We start from the raw sequence: 16684 nt of genomic DNA, 5'->3' as shown, positions 1-16684 counted from the left end.
CAGGAAGGTCTTATCGATGCCGTCGAGAGCGGAGTGAAAGCATCATGAAAACGTTTACCATTGGTGTCGACGTCGGTGGCACGTTCACAGATTTGGTCGCAATTGACGAGAGCGGAAATACCATCTTCGCAAAATCTCCATCGACCCCCACCGACCAGTCGATCGGCGTGATGACCGGTCTCGAAGAACTGGCCCACCGTCATGGATTGTCCCTGGCCGACATGCTCGGCCGGACAGGCCGCTTCGTGCATGGAACGACCGTAGCGACGAACGCCCTTCTGGAGCGCAAGGGTGCGAAGGTTGCCCTTCTGACGACGGAAGGGCATCGCGATGTGCTGGAAATGCGCGAGGGTCTGAAAGGCAATCGCTACGACCTGCGCTTGCCGCCGCCTGAACCGCTCGTTCCGCGCCACCGTCGCTTCGGGGTGCGCGAGCGCCTGCGTCCGGATGGTTCGGTAATGACGCCGCTCGACCAGAACTCTCTGGGTGAGGCCATCGAGGCGATCAAGCAGTCTGGGGCTAAAGCCGTCGCTATCTGCTATCTTCATGCCTACCGGAACCCGCAGCATGAGATCGAGACGGTCGAGCGTCTTCAGCGCGAGCTGCCGGATGTCTATGTTTCGCGTTCCAGCGATGTGCTGCCTCAGATCAAGGAATACGAGCGCGTCTCGACGACTGTCGTGAACGCTTATGTCGGCCCTGCCGTCCGGCGCTATCTCAATAATCTCGAGCGGCGTCTCACTGATGCGGGCTTCTCGGGTAACCTGTTCATCATCCTCTCCCATGGTGGAATGGCGCCTGTCGAGGAGGCGGCCAGGCTTGCATCCGGAACGGTTCTATCCGGACCCGCCGGAGGCATCGCCGGTTCGCGTCGCTGCGCCGACCTTCTCGGCGTTGGCGATCTCATTCCCTTCGATATGGGCGGCACGAGCACGGACATCTCGCTCATTGCGGGCGGGCAGGCGGTGCTCTCGGCGGATGGCGGGCTTGCGGACCAGCGTATCGCGTTGCGCAGCCTCGACATTGCAAGCATTGGCGCCGGCGGCGGCTCGATCGCGCGCGTGGATTCGGGCGGGACCTTCCATGTCGGTCCCGAGAGCGCGGGCTCGGTTCCTGGGCCTGCCTGTTACGGCAATGGCGGCAAAGTGCCTGCCGTGACCGATGCCAACCTGCTCCTCGGCTATCTCGATGCCGACAATTTTCTTGGGGGGCGGCGCAAGCTGGACCGTGGGGCAGCTCAATCCATCATGGACGAATTGGGTTCGACCAAGCGGTCGGGCAGGGCATTGCCCCTGGAGCCGGTGGCATTCACCGGCTCTGCATCGGTTTTTCAGATAGAGCTGTTAAGTTTATTCGAATTGACCATGGATCCCCGTTAACAAAGACTAGCCCGTCCCATCGCTCGAGACAGCCCGCCAGTACGATGTGCTGGTTTCGGGCCTGTCTCTTTGAAATACAAAAAATTGGTCCATCCACAGGGTGGCTGGGGAGGAAAGTATGAGCCGTGTGTTCGGGAATATCCAACAGGCAGGGTATGTCGTGCGCGATATCGACAGCCGCATGAAGTTTCTGTCTGAGAAGGTCGGAATCGGTCCGTGGTTTGTGAATCGGAATGTCCGCCTTCCGGTCTGCATTTATCGCGGCGAGCCCATCGAACTGGAAATGCACGCGGCGTTGGCCAATAGCGGAAATCTTCAGATCGAACTCATCCAGCAACTCAGCCCGGCTCCGAGCATCTACACAGAGTGGTTCGACCGCTACGAAGATGGCAGTCCGCTCCAGCATGTCTCATCCTGGGAAGAGGATTTCGATGGCGCCGTCGCACGCGCACGTGCGCAGGGCTGGATTATGATTCAAGAAGGCCGCTCGGCTTACGGACCCTTCGCCTATATGGAACATCCCGAAGATCCGAAGCTGGTTTTCGAGATCACCAGGAAAGGACCGGAACGTCGTTCGGTGTTCGAGCAGATTGCTCAGGCTGCCGTTGACTGGGATGGTTCGGATCCGATCCGGGAAGGCTGGCCGGCGATCAAAGCTTGATCGTTCGACAGCGGCTGCAATGTGCCTCTAGAGGCATCTGAAAAACAGATAGCTTCTCTTAGATTATTAAAATTGACCATGCTCCCGTAGTGGCGATGATTGGACAAATTCCAAGCTACGGGAGGAGCCGTGGACGATCATCACCCGCTAAAGCGGGCGCCGAAGGCTGTCTTCGTCGCGTCCCACGCCATCTCCCGCGATCCAAGTCCGAAACTTGAGCAGCACGATCATATGCGTCGTCGAAGGGCTGTTTCATGAACGAACGCGTCGTTACTGACTATCACGAAATCACCCGTGTCCTGGCGGATAGGTCAATGCGGCAGGCTCTCTACGATGAGGGTGGCGTCGTGATGGATAGTGTTCTGCTCACGTTGCATGGGCCGGAGCATCATAAGCGCCGGGTGCTCGAATTCTCGATCCTGCGCAAAGATTATTTCGCCTATTACGAGGCCGAAATTTTTCCGCCGGCATTGGCGCAGGTTCTCAAAACATCCATCACGCAAGGCCGGATGGATCTCGTGGAGTTCGGTTATCGGGTGACGATGAACTTGACGGCCGACTTCGCCGGGATCGACCGGCCCGAAAAAACGGCGGATGAAACCGAGCGTCTGCTGCGATTGGTAAAGACTTTTTCGGAGGGCGCGACCTTGGTGCATTCCACCCGCGACAAGGAAGAAGTCCGCACAGAAGTACGCGCCGGACTTGAAGAGCTGCGAACAAGTTTTCTCATACCTTCCATCGAGCGGCGGTTGAAGGCGCTGGAGGAGGGCGGCGATGCGTTGCCGCGCGATATCCTGACGCTGCTGCTGCGCGAGCGCGAGAAGTTGGGCCTCTCGGATGAAGTGATCTTGCGCGAGATGGCATTCTTTCTTCAGGCGGGCTCGCATTCGACGGCGAACTCCATGGTCCATGCCATGCACGAGATTTTCCAGCGTTGGCCTGATCTTTCTGCGCGGCAGAATCTGCGCGAGGATCCGCTTTACCTTCAGCGTTGCGTGCATGAAAGCTTCCGGTTGCATCCGGCGAGCCCTGTTGCCTGGCGGCGGCCTGAAGGCTCGTGCCCGGTCACGGGTGAGGGCAGGGTCGTGTTGGACTTCGCCGCAGCCAATCGCCAGCGTGATCTCTTCGGTGAAACCGCGGACGAATTCGATCCAGACCGGTCGCGCGCTGATGGCGTCCCATCCTGGGGGCTGACCTTCGGCTATGGCATGCATATGTGCCTTGGCCGCGATCTCGATGGCGGTGTCCTGCCTGGGCCGGAAACCGATCCTGCCAATCACCAATACGGCATCGTCACCCAATTGGTGCGAGCGCTTCTCGATCGCGACGTACGCCCCGACCCCGAGCGCCAAGCCGTTCGTGATATGAACACCTCCCGCAAGAATTTCTCTTCCTATCCGGTTCTGCTGAACCATGAGACAGAGGCAAAGTCATGAAGTCCGTGATCGTAACAGGCGGCGCTGTTGGTCTGGGAGCAGGGATTGCTCAAAAATTCGATGCTGAAGGCTTTCGTGTCGGTATATTGGATCTGGATCCGGTAAAGACCGAGGCCGCTGCAGCAGAGTTTTCGAACGGCGTTGCCTTGGTTGCTGACGTCACCGATCAGGCGGCGGTCGAGGCGGCCTTCGCCAAGTTCGGCGCTGCGCCCGATGTACTTGTGAACAATGCCGGCATCGTTTCGTTCGGCCCGTTGCTGGAGCAGAGCCCGGCTCAGTTCGGCAAAGTGCTCGATGTTCACGTACTGGGCACGTTTACCTGCTCGTGGGTGGCGGCGAAGGCAATGGCCGATCGTGGCGGCGCGATCATCAATATCACATCGATCAATGCCATCACGCCCGGTCCGGGCGCAGGCGCCTATCCTGCCGCCAAGGCGGCGATCGCGAAGCTCACCGAGCACATGGCCATCGAATGGGGTCCGTTCGGCATCCGGGTCAACAGCGTGGCACCTGGCTTTATCGACGGCGGCATGTCGGCTCCGATCTATGCCGATCCCAAGGTGCGTGCCGCCCGTGGCGGTGCAGTGCCGAATGGCGGCTTGGGTACGGTCGAGGATATTGCAGAGGCGGTTTGGTATCTCGCTTCCGACAAGGCTCGCTACGTGAATGGACATCAGCTGGTCGTGGATGGCGGTGTTTGCCACAGCCTGCTGCGCGCATTGCCCAGAAGCTGAACCAGCATGCGCGCAATCATCTTCACCGGCGGGATCTACCACGACTTCGAAAAAATGTCGGCAGCTACAGCGGGCATTCTGGCCGCTGCAGGCATGGCTGTGGAGATCGTCAGCCAGCCGGCCGAGATGATTGCTGCGCTGGAACAGCCTGCGGACCTTCTGGTGATCCAGGGCTTGCGCTGGAGAATGTTGGGCAACGATAAGTATGAGCCATTCCGCGCCGAATGGGCCTACGAAACCGGCGACGATCTGAAGTCTGCCTTGACAACTCATGTGGCGGGCGGCGGCGGACTCATCTCGCTTCATACCGGTTGCATCTGTTTCGACGATTGGTCGGGCTGGCACGACATTCTTGGCGGCGGCTGGGTTTGGGGAGACAGCTTCCATGCTCCTGGGCTCGAGTCGGTGCGCATCACACCGGTTGCCGATCATCCGGTGACGCGGGGCGTTAAGCCCTTCACAGTTTCCGACGAACATTACCGCAATCTGTCGCTGCATCCCGGTTCGGTCATCCTGGCAGAAGGCGTCGCGGTCGCCGGCGTGAGCCACCAGGTGGCATGGGCACGAGCGGGTGGAGAGTTTGCCGGCAGGGCTGTGACCCTGACGACCGGCCACGACCTTGCCTCCCTGACAGAACCCGGTCAGGCGCGGCTCATTCAACAGGCGGCGCTTTGGGCTGCCCGGCAGAACGGAGAACGCTTGTCATGAGACCGATGAATGAAATGTCGGTGCTGATCACCGGGGGAGGCTCTGGCATCGGTGAAGGCACAGCCCGTTACTTCGCCCTGCATGGAGCAAAGGTGACGATCTGCGGGCGCCGCGAGGAGAAGCTCCGTGCCGTTGCCGAGAGCATTGGGGCAAATTGCCGTTACGAAGTGGCCGACATCACGAGCGACAGCGACTGTGCCCGTGTCGTCGAGGCCGCAGTCGCGCATGGCGGCGGGCTTGACGCGCTGATCAACAATGCCGGCAACATGCTGCGCGGTCCGATCACGGAGATGAAACGTAGCGACCTTCTCGATGTGTTCGACAGCAATGTGGTCTCGGGAATGATCCTCACCGCGCTGTCGGTTCCACATCTCGAAGCGCGGCGTGGTGCCGTGATTTTCATAGGCTCGGTCCATACCCGCAGATCCTATCCGAGCGCCTCTCCCTATGCCGCCACGAAGGGCGCCGTCGAGGTACTTGCGAAGGTGCTGGCTGCTGAACTCGGCCCGAAGGGCATCCGCGTGAATTGCGTGATCCCTGGCGCCGTCTCAACAGAACTGAACATCCGGGCCGGCATCGTCAGTGCCGAGGAACAGGCTGTCCGGATGAGGGCTCTTGAAGCCTCTCACGCTCTGGGTCGTATCGGCACGGAGGAGGAGCTCGCAGAGGCCATCGCTCATATGAGCTGCGCCGAATGGACGACTGGGTCATCTCTGGTGGTGGATGGGGGGCTCGCACTGGGGATATCGAACTTCTGAAGAAAGAAAAGATCGAAAAAATAATGCCCGAGAGGGGCGCAAGGGAGGATTGCATTCATGCAGCATCACGTGAACGAGTTCGCGCAGGTAGAACCCACCCTGCGCATTACCGACTTGAAGCAGGCTCTTTACGACGCCGATCCGATCTTTCTGACCACTGCTGTGGTGTCTCTTCATGGCGACGAGCACAAGGAAAAGCGCCGGGTCGTCCAGAGCCTTTTTACCCGCGAATTCTTTCGCCAATACCAGAACCGCGTTTTCCCAAAGACACTCGAGGAAACCCTCGCTCCGGTGGTCGAGGCTGGCGGCGGAGATATGACCGAATTCGCCTATCGGGTGCTGGTCAACCTTGTAGCCGATGTGGCCGGTCTCGATCGCGACAGGACCGAAGAACAGACGGATCGCATCCAGATGATCATCGGAAAGCTCGGTAAGGCCCCCACCATGGGTCAGATGCTGAGCGGGAGCCGCGAAGAGGCTCTCAATGAGATCCGCGAAGCGCTGGAGATCTTCAAGGTCGAGTTCTATGCCCATTCCGCAGCACGCCGCCGCGAATTGATTGCCCGCAAGGCTGGGGATTCTTCCGTCGAGCTTCCTCGCGACATGCTGACCTACATGCTGCAGGCTTATGATGGCCGCGTGGAGGAGGACCAGCTGGTTCGCGACACGGCTTTCTTCATCCTGGCAGGAGCGTTCACGACCGCCAATGCACTGCAAAATACGCTCTGGGAAATCCTGGCCTGGTGCAGGAAGCATCCCGAAACCCGGAACGAACTGCTGAACAGTCCTGAGCTGCTGCAGAAGTTCATTTGGGAATCCTTGCGCCTACATCCGGCAAGCCCTGTGGCCCGCCGCAAGGCTCTTTGCCCGGTACATCTTTCCGATCAGACCGAAGTCGCAGAAGGCGACCAGGTCGATATCAACATTGCAATCGCCAACCGCGACCCTTCCGTTTTCGGAGCCGATGCTGCCGAGTTCAATCCCTATCGTGAGCTGCCGCGTCGTGTGCAGCTGCATGGAATGAGCTTTGGCGCAGGCATGCATGCTTGCGTCGGCAGGATCCTCGCCGCCGGTATGCCGATCACCGCTGAAGGATCGGGTGAGGAAGAGACCGAATTCGGAACTCTCTACTTGGTGATCCACGCTCTGTTGCGCGAGGGAGTCGACTTCCATCCGGCAGATGCGCCCACCATCGACGAGAGCACCACACGCAAGCATTTCCACACCTTCCCCTTCACTGTACGCGGGAACCAGGCGGCATGACTTCGGCAAGTCACATGACCTTCGACCGAAGTGCCGACATCGTCGTTGTCGGCTTCGGTTGCGCCGGGCTCGCAGCCGCCATCACCGCCTGGCGTGCCGGCGCCGAGACGCTGGTGCTGGAGAAGCAATCGCCAGATGCCCATACGCCAAGCACCCGCATGTCCGGCGGCATGATGATGGCTACCACCGATGTGGAGAAGGCAACCCGCTATCTCGATCATTGTGCGGGCGGCATGGTGCCCCGCGATGTCAGCGAGGCTTGGGCCATACGTGCCTTGGGTCTTATCGACTGGCTTCATGAGATTGCCCCGGAGCTGGACCTGTGCCGGGTGGGCGGCGCCGAACATCCGGACTTCGAGGGCTCGGACGCCTTCGGAGTCTTTCAGCCGGGCGGCGCCAAGACACGCCTCGATTTGAATGGAAAGGCCGGGCCCTTCTTATGGGAAAAGCTTGCCGTCAACTTCCATGACAAGACAGATGTGCCGGTGCTGTGGAATTCGCCCGCGGACCGTCTGTTGCGGAATGACGAGGGGCGCATCATCGGCGTCGAAACGACGGATGGCCGTCGCATCGAGGCTCGCAAAGGCGTCATCCTTACGTGTGGCGGCTACCTGCATAACACCCAGATGAAGCGCGACTACCTGAGGGCGTGGCCGGTTTACTTCTACGGCAACCCCGGCAATACCGGCGATGGTGTGCGCATGGCGCAGGAGGTGGGGGCGGATCTCTGGCACATGAACCAGATGATCGGCCGTGCCATCGGCAATTTCGAGTTGGAGGATGGCAAGGACCTCTCCGTCATGCTGTTCCTCAATCCGCCTGGCTATGTGATCACTGATCGCTATGGCAAGCGGTTCGCCGACGAGAGCGCGCAGGCAAACCTGCTGCACGGCTTTTACTATCACCTGCTTGCGTACAATCCTGAGACCGGCGAGACCCCGCGCAATCCCTGCTACTGGTTTTTCGACGAAAAGCGCCGCAAGGCCGGGATGCTGACCCTGCCATCGGTGGGGGTGCATGCCGTGGGCATCTATAGCTGGAGCGAAGACAACAAAGCCGAGATCGCCAGAGGCTGGATCGCCTCCGGCGCTACTATTGCCGAAGCGGCGTCGGCAGCGGGCGTAGCGGACCCAACGGCCGCAGAAGCCTCCATCGAAGCCTACAATGATGCCTGCCGTACAGGCGCGCCCGACCCCTTCGGACGTCCGACGGAGACGATGGTGCCGGTGGACGAGGGTCCGTTCTATTGCGTGCGGCTCTATCCGGGAGGCTCGAATACCACCGGTGGCCCCCGCCGTAATGCTCGTGCGCAAATTCTCGACACACGCGGCCAGCCGATCCCGGGGCTCTACGCAGCAGGAGAGTTGGGGCAGGGCACCGGCATGCTTTACCCTTCGGATGGTTCGAACCTCTCGGAAGGATTCTGCTTTGGGCAGATCGCCGCGGAATCCGCACTGGCCGATGCCGGAGCGCGTGCATGAGCGGCGGACCCGGCAAAACATCCTTTGATCTGACGGGAAGAGTGGCACTGGTGACCGGTGCCGCTTCGGGTATGGGCAGGCGTGAAGCCGAATTGCTGGCTCAGTCCGGTGCGCACGTCATTCTTGCCGATATTCTTGATGAGGAAGGGCAGGGCGTAGTCACAGCCCTGAAGGCCGAAGGTCTATCTGCTCGTTATCGTCATCTCGACGTGTCGAGTGCGGAAGAGTGGGCTACTCTTGGCGCCGATCTCTCGGCGAGTGAGGGCAAGGTCGACATCCTGGTCTGCAACGCCGGTGCAAATGGCTCTGCCGCGCCGGACGTGCTGTCCTCCGACCTGATGGAACGGCTGATCGCAATCAACCTTCGCGGCGCCTTCCTGGGAGTGCAAACCATCGTGCCGCTGATGGGGGCGGGCGGTTCCATCATCACCATCGGCTCGATCTGCGCGCGGATCGGCACGCCCGGGGTGCATCTGGCCTATCACGCCACCAAAGGAGCGGTGCTCGCCTTCACCCGCGGCGCCGCCGCCGAACTTGGGCCGAAAGGCATTCGAGTGAATTGCGTTCATCCCGGCGTCATGCCGCCGATGCGGGATCGCCAGGGCGCCAGCCATTCCACGCGCGACAAACTGATCGAGCGTATTCCGCTTCGCCGCACAGGCGAATGGGATGATGTCGCCAAGGTCGTTGTCTTTCTCGCATCCGATGCGGCGGCCTATGTCAGCGGCGCTGACATTCCCGTCGATGGAGGCTTTCTGGCAACCTGAGATGGAATACAACTGAGATGGACATGGACGCCCGATTTGGAAGTGTTGCTGCCTTGGCTCAGCCCATGGACTTGGCTGGCCTGGCGCTGCGCAACCGGATCGTCATGGCGCCAATGACCCGCGAGAGGGCGCCGGAGGGCGTGCCTACGAACGAGATGGCCGAATACTATGCGCGTCGTGCGGAAGGTGGCGTCGCATTGATCGTCACCGAAGGCGCAGCTCCCAATGAAGAGGGCCGCTTCGGCCGTGACGTGCCACGTCTCTATGGCGCCGATGCGTTGGCCGGGTGGGAGCGGATCGTCCGTCGGGTTCATGCAGGCGGTGCGAAGATTTTCGCACAGATCTGGCATGTCGGCTCCTTCACGCCCTCGATGGTCGGTATGGAAGACAGCCTTGGCCTTGAACGGCTGAGCCCTTCCGGACTGGCCGCTCCTGGTCGATTTTATGGCCGCGAGATGACCGTATCGGAGATCTCTCGCACCATCGCTGATTATGCTCAGGCGGCGCGCGCCGCCCGTGATATCGGTTTCGATGGAGTCGAGATACATGCCGCGCATGGCTATCTGCCGGATCAATTCTTCTGGGCTGAGACCAACCATCGCCAGGACGCTTATGGCGGTGATCTCCAACAGCGCAGTCGCTTCGCGGTCGAAATCATTTTGGCTTGCAAGGCAATGGCCGGCGATGCCTTTCCTGTGACGCTTCGTCTCTCACAGTGGAAGCAGCATGATTACTCAGCGCGTGTTGCCGACAGCCCTGAGCAGTTGGCGGATTGGCTGACACCGCTGGTTAGAGCCGGTGCCGATGGCTTCCATGTCTCGACTCGCCGCTTCTGGGAGCCGGCTTTCCCAGGCAACGAACTATCTCCGGCGGCCTGGGTGCGGCGACTAACCGGCAAGCCGGTGATCGCAGTTGGATCGGTCATGCTGAAAACCGATTTCAAGGCTCACGACGGCAAGCTTCACAGCACACTGGTCCCTGAAAGCCTTCAACGGGTCAGCGACGGAATAGACCAGGGCGAGTTCGATATGATCGCTCTTGGTCGAGCGTTGTTGGCTAATCCCACACTCCCGCAGTGTGTTCTATCCGGCGATATGACGAGTTTGAGGAATTACGACCGAAGCTTCTTGGACAGGCTGATTTGAGGAAAGCGTACAAGCATGATCGTCGAGGAACGCATTTACACATTCCATCCTGGCAAGGTTCCCTTGTTCATGGCAGCCTACGATGCACACGGCCGCGAGCTTCAATGCAGGATTCTCGGGCGGATGCTAGGGTATTTCACGTCGGAGTTCGGCGAGCAGAACCAGACTGTTCATCTATGGGCCTACGACAGCTTGGCCGATCGAGCAGAGCGCCGTGCCCGGCTCGTAGCGGAACCGGAATGGCGGAGCTTCCTCGCCGAGATTTTACCGATGCTCGTCCGTCAGGAAAGTCGCATACTCACGCCAACGCATTTCTCACCAATTGGACTAAAAGCGCAGGACGGAGAATCCGTCTAACAAGAATATCATCCGGACGACAAAGATCCGGAGATGGAGGAAAATCGAATGCTGATCCAGCAGTTGCTGAACGGCTTAGTTGTCGGGGGAGTCTACGCATTGTTCGCCGTAGGCTTCAACCTCGTCTTCGGTGTGCAGCGTCTCTTGAATCTCGCGCATGGCGCGGTGTTCATGACCGGCGCGTTTCTTGCCTATTACACGGTTAAAGCCGGAGGATCACTGATACTGGGTTTCGTTGTTGCCGTCATCGGCTCAGGGATTCTTTCAGTGATCATCGAGATCATCTGCTTTCGGCGTCTGCGGAGGACGGGCGAGGCCGAATTTGGCGCCATCATTTCGTCGATGGGTGCCAGCCTGGTGATCATGACCGTCTGGCAGTGGGTCTCGCAGACGCAGGTGCTCCGCTTCCCGTTCGATACCGTACCCGTGGTGATCTTCCGTTTCTGGGGCCTGCGGGTATCGGCTCTGCAATTGATCATGATGGCGACCGCGATCATCATCGTGGTGTTGATGGCATGGTTCGTCTACCGCACTTCCTTCGGGCGGCGCGTCCGCGCGGTAACGGGCAACGAAAAGGCGGCCATGCTGGTCGGCGTCAACCCGAACCGCATCTACAACCTGACCTATTTCATTTCCGGCGCGCTGGCAGGTGCTGCTGGCGTGTTGGTGGGGCTTGCCTTCAACAACATCAACTTCACGATGGGCGAGCCATACCTGCTGTTCGGCTTCGTCATCATCATTCTTGGCGGTTTGGGAAGCATTCCCGGCGCTCTGCTGGCGAGCTTGATCTTCGGTATGGTCCAGACGTTGGCCATCGCATACCTGCCTTCGGGTCTGACAAACGCCTTCATCTTTTTCACGATGTTCCTCATTCTTCTCGTCATGCCGAACGGTCTGATGGGACGTGAGGAAGCCGGTAGCCTGCGTGGTCGGAGGTAATCTGATGGCTAATTACATTCTGGGCTATCAGCCGCTTCTCGATGTCTTCCTGTTGCACTTAGGATTGGCCTTTAGTCAGTGGCTGGTGCTGAGGGCGGGCGTTTTCTCGCTGGCCACGGTCGGCCTGGCTGCCGTCGGTGCGTATACGGGCGGAATCCTGGCGGTCACCTATGGCTGGCCGGCGCCTCTCGCGATCCTGGCTGCCGCCATCACCGGCGGATTGATGGCGCTTTTGCTGTCGATCCCGCTGGCCCGCTTGCGCGGCGTCTATCAGGCCATCGCTACCGTCGCCTTCATTCAGATCGTTCTGGCGCTGAACGTCTATGCCGATAGGGTCACCGGCGGTGCTCAAGGCTTCAACGGTATTCCCAAGGAAGTCGGAACGTTCACGCTGCTGATCGCCGGAATCATCACTGTGTATGTCATGATCACGATCATGCGCAGCCGGCTGGGGCGGGCCTTCGACGCCATCCGACAGAACGAAGCTGTGGCGGCCTCGCTCGGTGTCTCGATCACGCGGCATCAGGCGCTTGCTTTCGTCATCTCGGGGGCTTTGGCCGGGATCTACGGGGCGCTCGAAGCCTTCCACTCCTATGCACTTGCGCCCTCGCAATTCGGTTTCCCGTTCCTGATCGCGATCCTGTCCTATGTCGTCTTCGGTGGCCGCAACACGATCATCGGCCCGATTATCGGGACCGCACTATTGGTCCTGCTGCCGGAATTCGTCCGACCGCTGGCCGATGCGCGAATGCTGGTTTACGGGCTTCTCCTGATCCTTACCATCAACTTCCTTCCACGCGGAATCGCGGACACGCTGATCGAGCGGGCCCGCGCTCGCCGCCTCGGCAACAAGTCCGGCCAGACGGCCGCCGTCGCTGCGACGAGGAGCTGAGCCATGTCATTGCAACTCATCGACGTCAGCAAAAACTTCGGCGGCGTGATCGCATCCAGCGGCGTGAACATCACGGTGCCCAGGGGCAAGATCACCGGACTGATCGGCCCGAACGGCGCGGGCAAGACGACCATCGTCAACATGATCACCGGCATGCTGTCCGTCAGTGCCGGACGCATTGTCGTGGGTGACCGCGACATCACGCATATCCCGGCCGATCAGATCTGTCGGACAGGGCTGGCGCGGACCTTTCAGAACATCCGTATCTTGCCCGAAAATTCGGTGCTGGAGAACATTCTGATCGGGTTTCACAGGCACGAGCGGTGCTCGACCATCGCCGCGTTGTTGGGCTTACCTTCGTCGCGGCACGAGACTGCGGAGGTCCGCAGGAAGGCCTATGGGCTGCTGACCCAATTCGGAATGAGCGATCTTGCCGAGCATCCGGCAGGCTCACTCGCCTATGGCCATCAGCGCAAGGTCGAGATGATGAGGGCCCTGGCCTCGGATCCAGATTACATTCTGCTCGACGAGCCGATCGCCGGAATGAACGATGTTGAATCCGACGTTCTGGCCGATCTGTTCCTCGGTCTTGCCCAGAGCGGCAAAGGCATCCTTCTGATCGAGCACAACATCCGCTTCGTCTCGAAGCTCTGCGAGCAGATCTACGTTCTGGATGGCGGTCGTCTCATTGCCGAAGGCCCCCCAGCGGCCGTTCTGCGCGATCCTGCGGTGATCACCGCCTATATCGGAGGCGAGCATGCTTGATATACGGGACCTTCAGGTTCGCTACAGCGGCATTCAGGCCCTGCGCGGCGTGTCTCTCACTGTCAACGACGGTGAGGTCGTGGCGCTGATCGGTCCGAACGGAGCCGGCAAGTCCACGCTGGTCAATGCAGTTTCCGGTATCGTGCCAGCGGCCTCGGGAAACATTCTGCTGGACCGTGTGGAACTGACCTCCATGAAACCATGGGACATTTCGGGGCTCGGCGTTTTGCAGGTTCCGGAAGGCAGGCAGGTATTCCCCGAACTCACCGTGCTCGAGAACCTGCAACTGGGTCTCACGGCTCTGCGTGGCCGTCACTCCGAGACAAAGCTCGACGACGTCTATGACCTGTTTCCGATCCTCAGGGAGCGTTCGGCTCAATTCGCCGGTTCGCTATCGGGAGGACAGCAGCAGATGCTGGCGATTGGCCGGGCGCTGATGGGAATGCCCAAAGTGCTGCTTCTGGACGAGCCGAGCCTTGGTCTCGCGCCGGTGGTCATCAGCCAGGTCTTCGCTGCTCTGCGCACGTTGAAGTCACGGGGCATGACTATTCTGCTCATTGAACAGAACGCACATCTCGCGCTCGAATTGTCGGACCGCGCCTACATTCTCGATCAAGGCCGGATCGTGCAGTCGGGGGCTAGTAAAGAACTCGCCAAGGATGATGCTGTGGTGTCGCATTACCTCGGCGTGATGGCCGATGCCTGACGGCAAAGGCCCAATAGACACTGGGAGGAGACGATAATGAAGATAAGCAAACTGCTCTGTTCTACGATCCTGGCGGCCACGGTGCTGGGAGGCGCTGCAAAAGCCGATGAGGTCAAGATCGCCGCGATCCTGTCCACCACCGGTACCTACGCCTTTGTCGGCGTGCCGCTCGTCAACGGCATCAAGATGGCCGATGAGGAGCTGAAAGCCGCTGGTGCCTATGGGCCGCATACAGTCACGATCACCTATGACGACAATCGCTCCGACCGTCAGGAGGCCATTTCCCTCCTGACCCGGCGGACCAACACGGATCAGGTCGACCTGATCCTCGGACCGATCTCCTCGGCTGAGAGCATGGCGACCGGCCCCGTTGCGGTGCAACTCGGAGTGCCGATGTTCACCGTGGCGATGACCAACGAGGTTCTGCCGCTTGGCCAGTGGATCTTCAAATCCACGGAAACCGCCAGCACCTATATGCGTCCGTTGGCAGAGTATATCGGCGGCAAGCTGAAACCGGCAAACTGCTATCTCGTCTCGATCCTCGATAACCCCGGCTACATCATCCAGAAGGATGTTTTCCGCGATACGTTGAAGGAGAAGGGCGTCGAGATCCTGGCGGACGAGAAAATCCTCGCGACGGACACCGACTTCACCGCGCTGGCGACCAAGATCGTCGATGCCGATCCTCAGTGCCTTTTCGTGACCACCCCTCCGGAGCAGGCCGCCAACATCATCCTGCAAACGAAACAGGCCGGTCTGGATCCCAAAACCATTCTGTCGGGCGATACGGGCCTGGGCTCGACGCAATACATCAATGCTGCGGGCTCCGCTGGTGATGGAACGCTGTTCCCGTCGATCTTCGTTGCCGGGTATTCGGACGCTACCCGCGACTTCGCCAAACGCTATCAGGCAAAGTACGGCATCCCGCCTGATCATTGGGCGGCGACCGGCCACTCGATGATGTCGATCATCGCTGCCGCAGTCAGCAAGATCAAAGGCGACGTCACGCGTGAGACGTTGCGGGCAAGTCTAACGGACACCAAGGACGTTACGGTGTTGATGGGCGATGGTAAGATGACCTTCGGCGAAGGTCGACTTCCCAAGCACGGCAGCATCGTGATGCGCGTCAACAAGGGTGGCTGGGAAGTGGCCGAGTAAGCCCATGACATCGCTATCCTCCAACACGCAGGCATCGGGCGAAACGCCCGATGCCGAGTTCGACTGCGATGTTCTCGTGGTCGGAACAGGTCCCGGAGGAATGGCCGCGACTGCGGCGGCTTCCGCGACCGGCGCAGAAGTGCATGCCGTCGAGGCATTGGACGATATCGGCGGTAATTCGGTGTGGTCCACCGGTTACATGGCTTTCGTGAACTCGCGGGCGCAGGCCGAGGCTGGCATTTCCGACAGTATCGAGGCCTTCATTGCGGATGCCGAGCGCAGCATGGATCTGCTGCGCGACCGCTATCCCCTGATCCATGACCCGGTCCTGCTCCGCATGTTCGCTGAGCTCAGTGCCGAAACTTACGAGATCCTTCTGGCTCGAGGAATTCGCTTCTCACGGTTCATTCCGCGACCGCTCCAGCATCGCACGGACCGGATGCTGGCTGTCGAGGACATGAGGGCATTCCGCCGGGCTTTCGAACCAGACTTTGCCATGCCGAATGTCCGGCTGTTCACGCGGACCTCCGCGCGCCGTCTGATATCCGAGAACGGACGTGTGACAGGCCTGCTAGCTCAGGATGCGCGAGGGCGTAAGCTGCGCTGGCGCGTGCGCAAGGGCATCGTTCTGGCCGCAGGTGGGTATCAGGCAAACCCCGAGCTTCGTGCGCGCCACGTGCCAGGCTTCCTGGCGCACGCCCCTTATCTGGGTATCGATACGTCTCGCGGCGACGGTCATTTGATGGCTGGGGCAGTGGGCGCCGATCTCATCAATATGGGGCAGGTGCTGCCGCTGGTGATCGTTTCATCATCCTTTGTGGAGGATTGTATCGCGGTAAGCCGGGACGGGGCACGCTTTCATGATGAGGCTGGCCCTTATGAGCGGCGCGTCGAAGCTCTTCAGCATCAACCTAACAAAGCTGCGTATTACATCTTCGACAACGCGACCTTCACACGAAAGGCTGCGCTGCTGGCGCAGATGCCGGAGCCTTCCGTCTCTGCTCCGACGCTGGACGAGCTAGGGGTGCGAGTAGGAATAGACTCGCAGGCGCTGACCGCTTCAGTGGCTGAATGGAATGCTTTTTTGGCTACGGACGATAAGAAGGACAATCGGTTCGGCCGTGTCATTCTGCTGGAGGGGAGGCGGCCGATTTCTGAGGGGCCATTCCATGCGGTGCCGATGGTCGTCGGCTCGAACTTCGTCAGCGGCGGCATGCGGGTGAATTCCGCAATGCAGGTCGTGGACGTTTTCGGAGAAGCGATCCCAGGTCTCTACGCGGCGGGAGATTCAGTCGGAGGATTGAACCCGACAGCCGAGTTGGGCGGCATGCGCCTCTGTGGCGGTTTCACGCTGGGCCGCGTCGCGGGCTGCGCTGTGACCGAGGGATGGACCGGCGAAATCTCAGGGCCCATCCTGCAGGGTACATTCTTGCCGAGCATGCTGGGCACCCGCATCGCGTTGGTCAACATGCGCGAGTAGAACGTTTCGATCTCTGCATGTGAGAAGAGCGGCCTTTTGGCCGCTCTTTTTCGTA

At 60.1% G+C, this 16684-nt stretch carries 17 protein-coding genes; all 17 read left to right on the top strand.

Going from position 1 to position 16684, the window contains the following annotated elements; translation table 11 throughout:
- Positions 1–44 precede the first annotated feature (44 nt).
- The 17 genes from AB4Y85_RS14290 to AB4Y85_RS14210 all read left to right on the top strand — a co-directional run bounded on the left by AB4Y85_RS14290 (position 45) and on the right by AB4Y85_RS14210 (position 16629).
- Positions 45–1379: a hydantoinase/oxoprolinase family protein gene (locus AB4Y85_RS14290; protein WP_441985576.1), complete on the top strand. Its 1335-nt coding sequence runs from the start codon at positions 45–47 to the stop codon at positions 1377–1379.
- 118 nt (positions 1380–1497) lie between these two features.
- A complete protein-coding gene (locus tag AB4Y85_RS14285) occupies positions 1498–2040 on the top strand; it encodes a VOC family protein (protein ID WP_441985575.1) in 543 nt (180 codons plus the stop codon).
- Between the two features lie 254 nt (positions 2041–2294).
- Positions 2295–3476 (top strand): cytochrome P450, encoded by a 1182-nt coding sequence (locus tag AB4Y85_RS14280; RefSeq protein ID WP_441985574.1) that lies wholly within the window; start codon positions 2295–2297, stop codon positions 3474–3476.
- Positions 3473–4210 carry an SDR family NAD(P)-dependent oxidoreductase gene (locus AB4Y85_RS14275; protein ID WP_441985573.1) on the top strand — a complete coding sequence of 246 codons (738 nt, stop codon included), beginning with the start codon at positions 3473–3475 and terminating at the stop codon, positions 4208–4210. Before AB4Y85_RS14280 ends, AB4Y85_RS14275 begins: the two co-directional genes overlap by 4 nt.
- Positions 4211–4216: 6 nt before the next feature.
- Positions 4217–4918 carry a ThuA domain-containing protein gene (locus AB4Y85_RS14270; RefSeq protein ID WP_441985572.1) on the top strand — a complete coding sequence of 234 codons (702 nt, stop codon included), beginning with the start codon at positions 4217–4219 and terminating at the stop codon, positions 4916–4918.
- The gene (locus AB4Y85_RS14265; RefSeq protein WP_441985571.1) at positions 4915–5676 is read left to right on the top strand and encodes an SDR family NAD(P)-dependent oxidoreductase; all 762 of its coding nucleotides are present in this window, start codon (positions 4915–4917) and stop codon (positions 5674–5676) included. Before AB4Y85_RS14270 ends, AB4Y85_RS14265 begins: the two co-directional genes overlap by 4 nt.
- Before the next feature lie 57 nt (positions 5677–5733).
- Positions 5734–6939, top strand: a complete 1206-nt coding sequence (locus tag AB4Y85_RS14260) for a cytochrome P450 (RefSeq protein WP_441985570.1) — start codon at positions 5734–5736, stop codon at positions 6937–6939.
- Complete coding sequence (locus tag AB4Y85_RS14255) at positions 6936–8420, top strand: FAD-dependent oxidoreductase (RefSeq protein WP_441985569.1); 1485 nt, start codon at positions 6936–6938, stop codon at positions 8418–8420. Before AB4Y85_RS14260 ends, AB4Y85_RS14255 begins: the two co-directional genes overlap by 4 nt.
- Complete coding sequence (locus AB4Y85_RS14250) at positions 8417–9187, top strand: SDR family NAD(P)-dependent oxidoreductase (RefSeq protein WP_441985568.1); 771 nt, start codon at positions 8417–8419, stop codon at positions 9185–9187. The genes AB4Y85_RS14255 and AB4Y85_RS14250 overlap by 4 nt, the downstream gene beginning before the upstream one ends.
- 17 nt (positions 9188–9204) lie before the next feature.
- Positions 9205–10332, top strand: coding sequence for an oxidoreductase (locus AB4Y85_RS14245; RefSeq protein WP_441985567.1), 1128 nt, complete (start codon positions 9205–9207; stop codon positions 10330–10332).
- 15 nt (positions 10333–10347) lie between these two features.
- Positions 10348–10689, top strand: coding sequence for an NIPSNAP family protein (locus AB4Y85_RS14240; protein ID WP_441985566.1), 342 nt, complete (start codon positions 10348–10350; stop codon positions 10687–10689).
- A 48-nt stretch (positions 10690–10737) separates the two neighbouring features.
- Entirely contained in the window at positions 10738–11628 is an 891-nt protein-coding gene (locus AB4Y85_RS14235; RefSeq protein WP_441985565.1) for a branched-chain amino acid ABC transporter permease, read from the top strand.
- Between the two features lie 4 nt (positions 11629–11632).
- Complete coding sequence (locus AB4Y85_RS14230; RefSeq protein WP_441985564.1) at positions 11633–12520, top strand: branched-chain amino acid ABC transporter permease; 888 nt, start codon at positions 11633–11635, stop codon at positions 12518–12520.
- A gap of 3 nt (positions 12521–12523) precedes the next feature.
- Positions 12524–13285, top strand: a complete 762-nt coding sequence (locus tag AB4Y85_RS14225; RefSeq protein WP_441985563.1) for an ABC transporter ATP-binding protein — start codon at positions 12524–12526, stop codon at positions 13283–13285.
- Positions 13278–13991: an ABC transporter ATP-binding protein gene (locus AB4Y85_RS14220; RefSeq protein ID WP_441985562.1), complete on the top strand. Its 714-nt coding sequence runs from the start codon at positions 13278–13280 to the stop codon at positions 13989–13991. The genes AB4Y85_RS14225 and AB4Y85_RS14220 overlap by 8 nt, the downstream gene beginning before the upstream one ends.
- 36 nt (positions 13992–14027) lie before the next feature.
- Entirely contained in the window at positions 14028–15149 is a 1122-nt protein-coding gene (locus AB4Y85_RS14215) for an ABC transporter substrate-binding protein (RefSeq protein ID WP_441985561.1), read from the top strand.
- A 4-nt stretch (positions 15150–15153) separates the two neighbouring features.
- Positions 15154–16629 carry an FAD-dependent oxidoreductase gene (locus tag AB4Y85_RS14210; RefSeq protein WP_441985560.1) on the top strand — a complete coding sequence of 492 codons (1476 nt, stop codon included), beginning with the start codon at positions 15154–15156 and terminating at the stop codon, positions 16627–16629.
- The last annotated feature ends 55 nt before the right edge of the window (positions 16630–16684 follow it).

The sequence above is a fragment of the Microvirga sp. 2YAF29 genome (assembly GCF_052114605.1).
Classification (GTDB): Bacteria; Pseudomonadota; Alphaproteobacteria; order Rhizobiales; family Beijerinckiaceae; genus Microvirga.
This window is presented reverse-complemented; position numbering and strand designations above follow the sequence as displayed.

Bases quoted from the DNA above. Each gene is read 5' to 3' on its own strand.
- AB4Y85_RS14290 (WP_441985576.1), top strand. From the start codon at position 45: ATGAAAACGTTTACCATTGGTGTCGACGTCGGTGGCACGTTCACAGAT.
- AB4Y85_RS14285 (WP_441985575.1), top strand. From the start codon at position 1,498: ATGAGCCGTGTGTTCGGGAATATCCAACAGGCAGGGTATGTCGTGCGC.
- AB4Y85_RS14280 (WP_441985574.1), top strand. From the start codon at position 2,295: ATGAACGAACGCGTCGTTACTGACTATCACGAAATCACCCGTGTCCTG.
- AB4Y85_RS14275 (WP_441985573.1), top strand. From the start codon at position 3,473: ATGAAGTCCGTGATCGTAACAGGCGGCGCTGTTGGTCTGGGAGCAGGG.
- AB4Y85_RS14270 (WP_441985572.1), top strand. From the start codon at position 4,217: ATGCGCGCAATCATCTTCACCGGCGGGATCTACCACGACTTCGAAAAA.
- AB4Y85_RS14265 (WP_441985571.1), top strand. From the start codon at position 4,915: ATGAGACCGATGAATGAAATGTCGGTGCTGATCACCGGGGGAGGCTCT.
- AB4Y85_RS14260 (WP_441985570.1), top strand. From the start codon at position 5,734: ATGCAGCATCACGTGAACGAGTTCGCGCAGGTAGAACCCACCCTGCGC.
- AB4Y85_RS14255 (WP_441985569.1), top strand. From the start codon at position 6,936: ATGACTTCGGCAAGTCACATGACCTTCGACCGAAGTGCCGACATCGTC.
- AB4Y85_RS14250 (WP_441985568.1), top strand. From the start codon at position 8,417: ATGAGCGGCGGACCCGGCAAAACATCCTTTGATCTGACGGGAAGAGTG.
- AB4Y85_RS14245 (WP_441985567.1), top strand. From the start codon at position 9,205: ATGGACATGGACGCCCGATTTGGAAGTGTTGCTGCCTTGGCTCAGCCC.
- AB4Y85_RS14240 (WP_441985566.1), top strand. From the start codon at position 10,348: ATGATCGTCGAGGAACGCATTTACACATTCCATCCTGGCAAGGTTCCC.
- AB4Y85_RS14235 (WP_441985565.1), top strand. From the start codon at position 10,738: ATGCTGATCCAGCAGTTGCTGAACGGCTTAGTTGTCGGGGGAGTCTAC.
- AB4Y85_RS14230 (WP_441985564.1), top strand. From the start codon at position 11,633: ATGGCTAATTACATTCTGGGCTATCAGCCGCTTCTCGATGTCTTCCTG.
- AB4Y85_RS14225 (WP_441985563.1), top strand. From the start codon at position 12,524: ATGTCATTGCAACTCATCGACGTCAGCAAAAACTTCGGCGGCGTGATC.
- AB4Y85_RS14220 (WP_441985562.1), top strand. From the start codon at position 13,278: ATGCTTGATATACGGGACCTTCAGGTTCGCTACAGCGGCATTCAGGCC.
- AB4Y85_RS14215 (WP_441985561.1), top strand. From the start codon at position 14,028: ATGAAGATAAGCAAACTGCTCTGTTCTACGATCCTGGCGGCCACGGTG.
- AB4Y85_RS14210 (WP_441985560.1), top strand. From the start codon at position 15,154: ATGACATCGCTATCCTCCAACACGCAGGCATCGGGCGAAACGCCCGAT.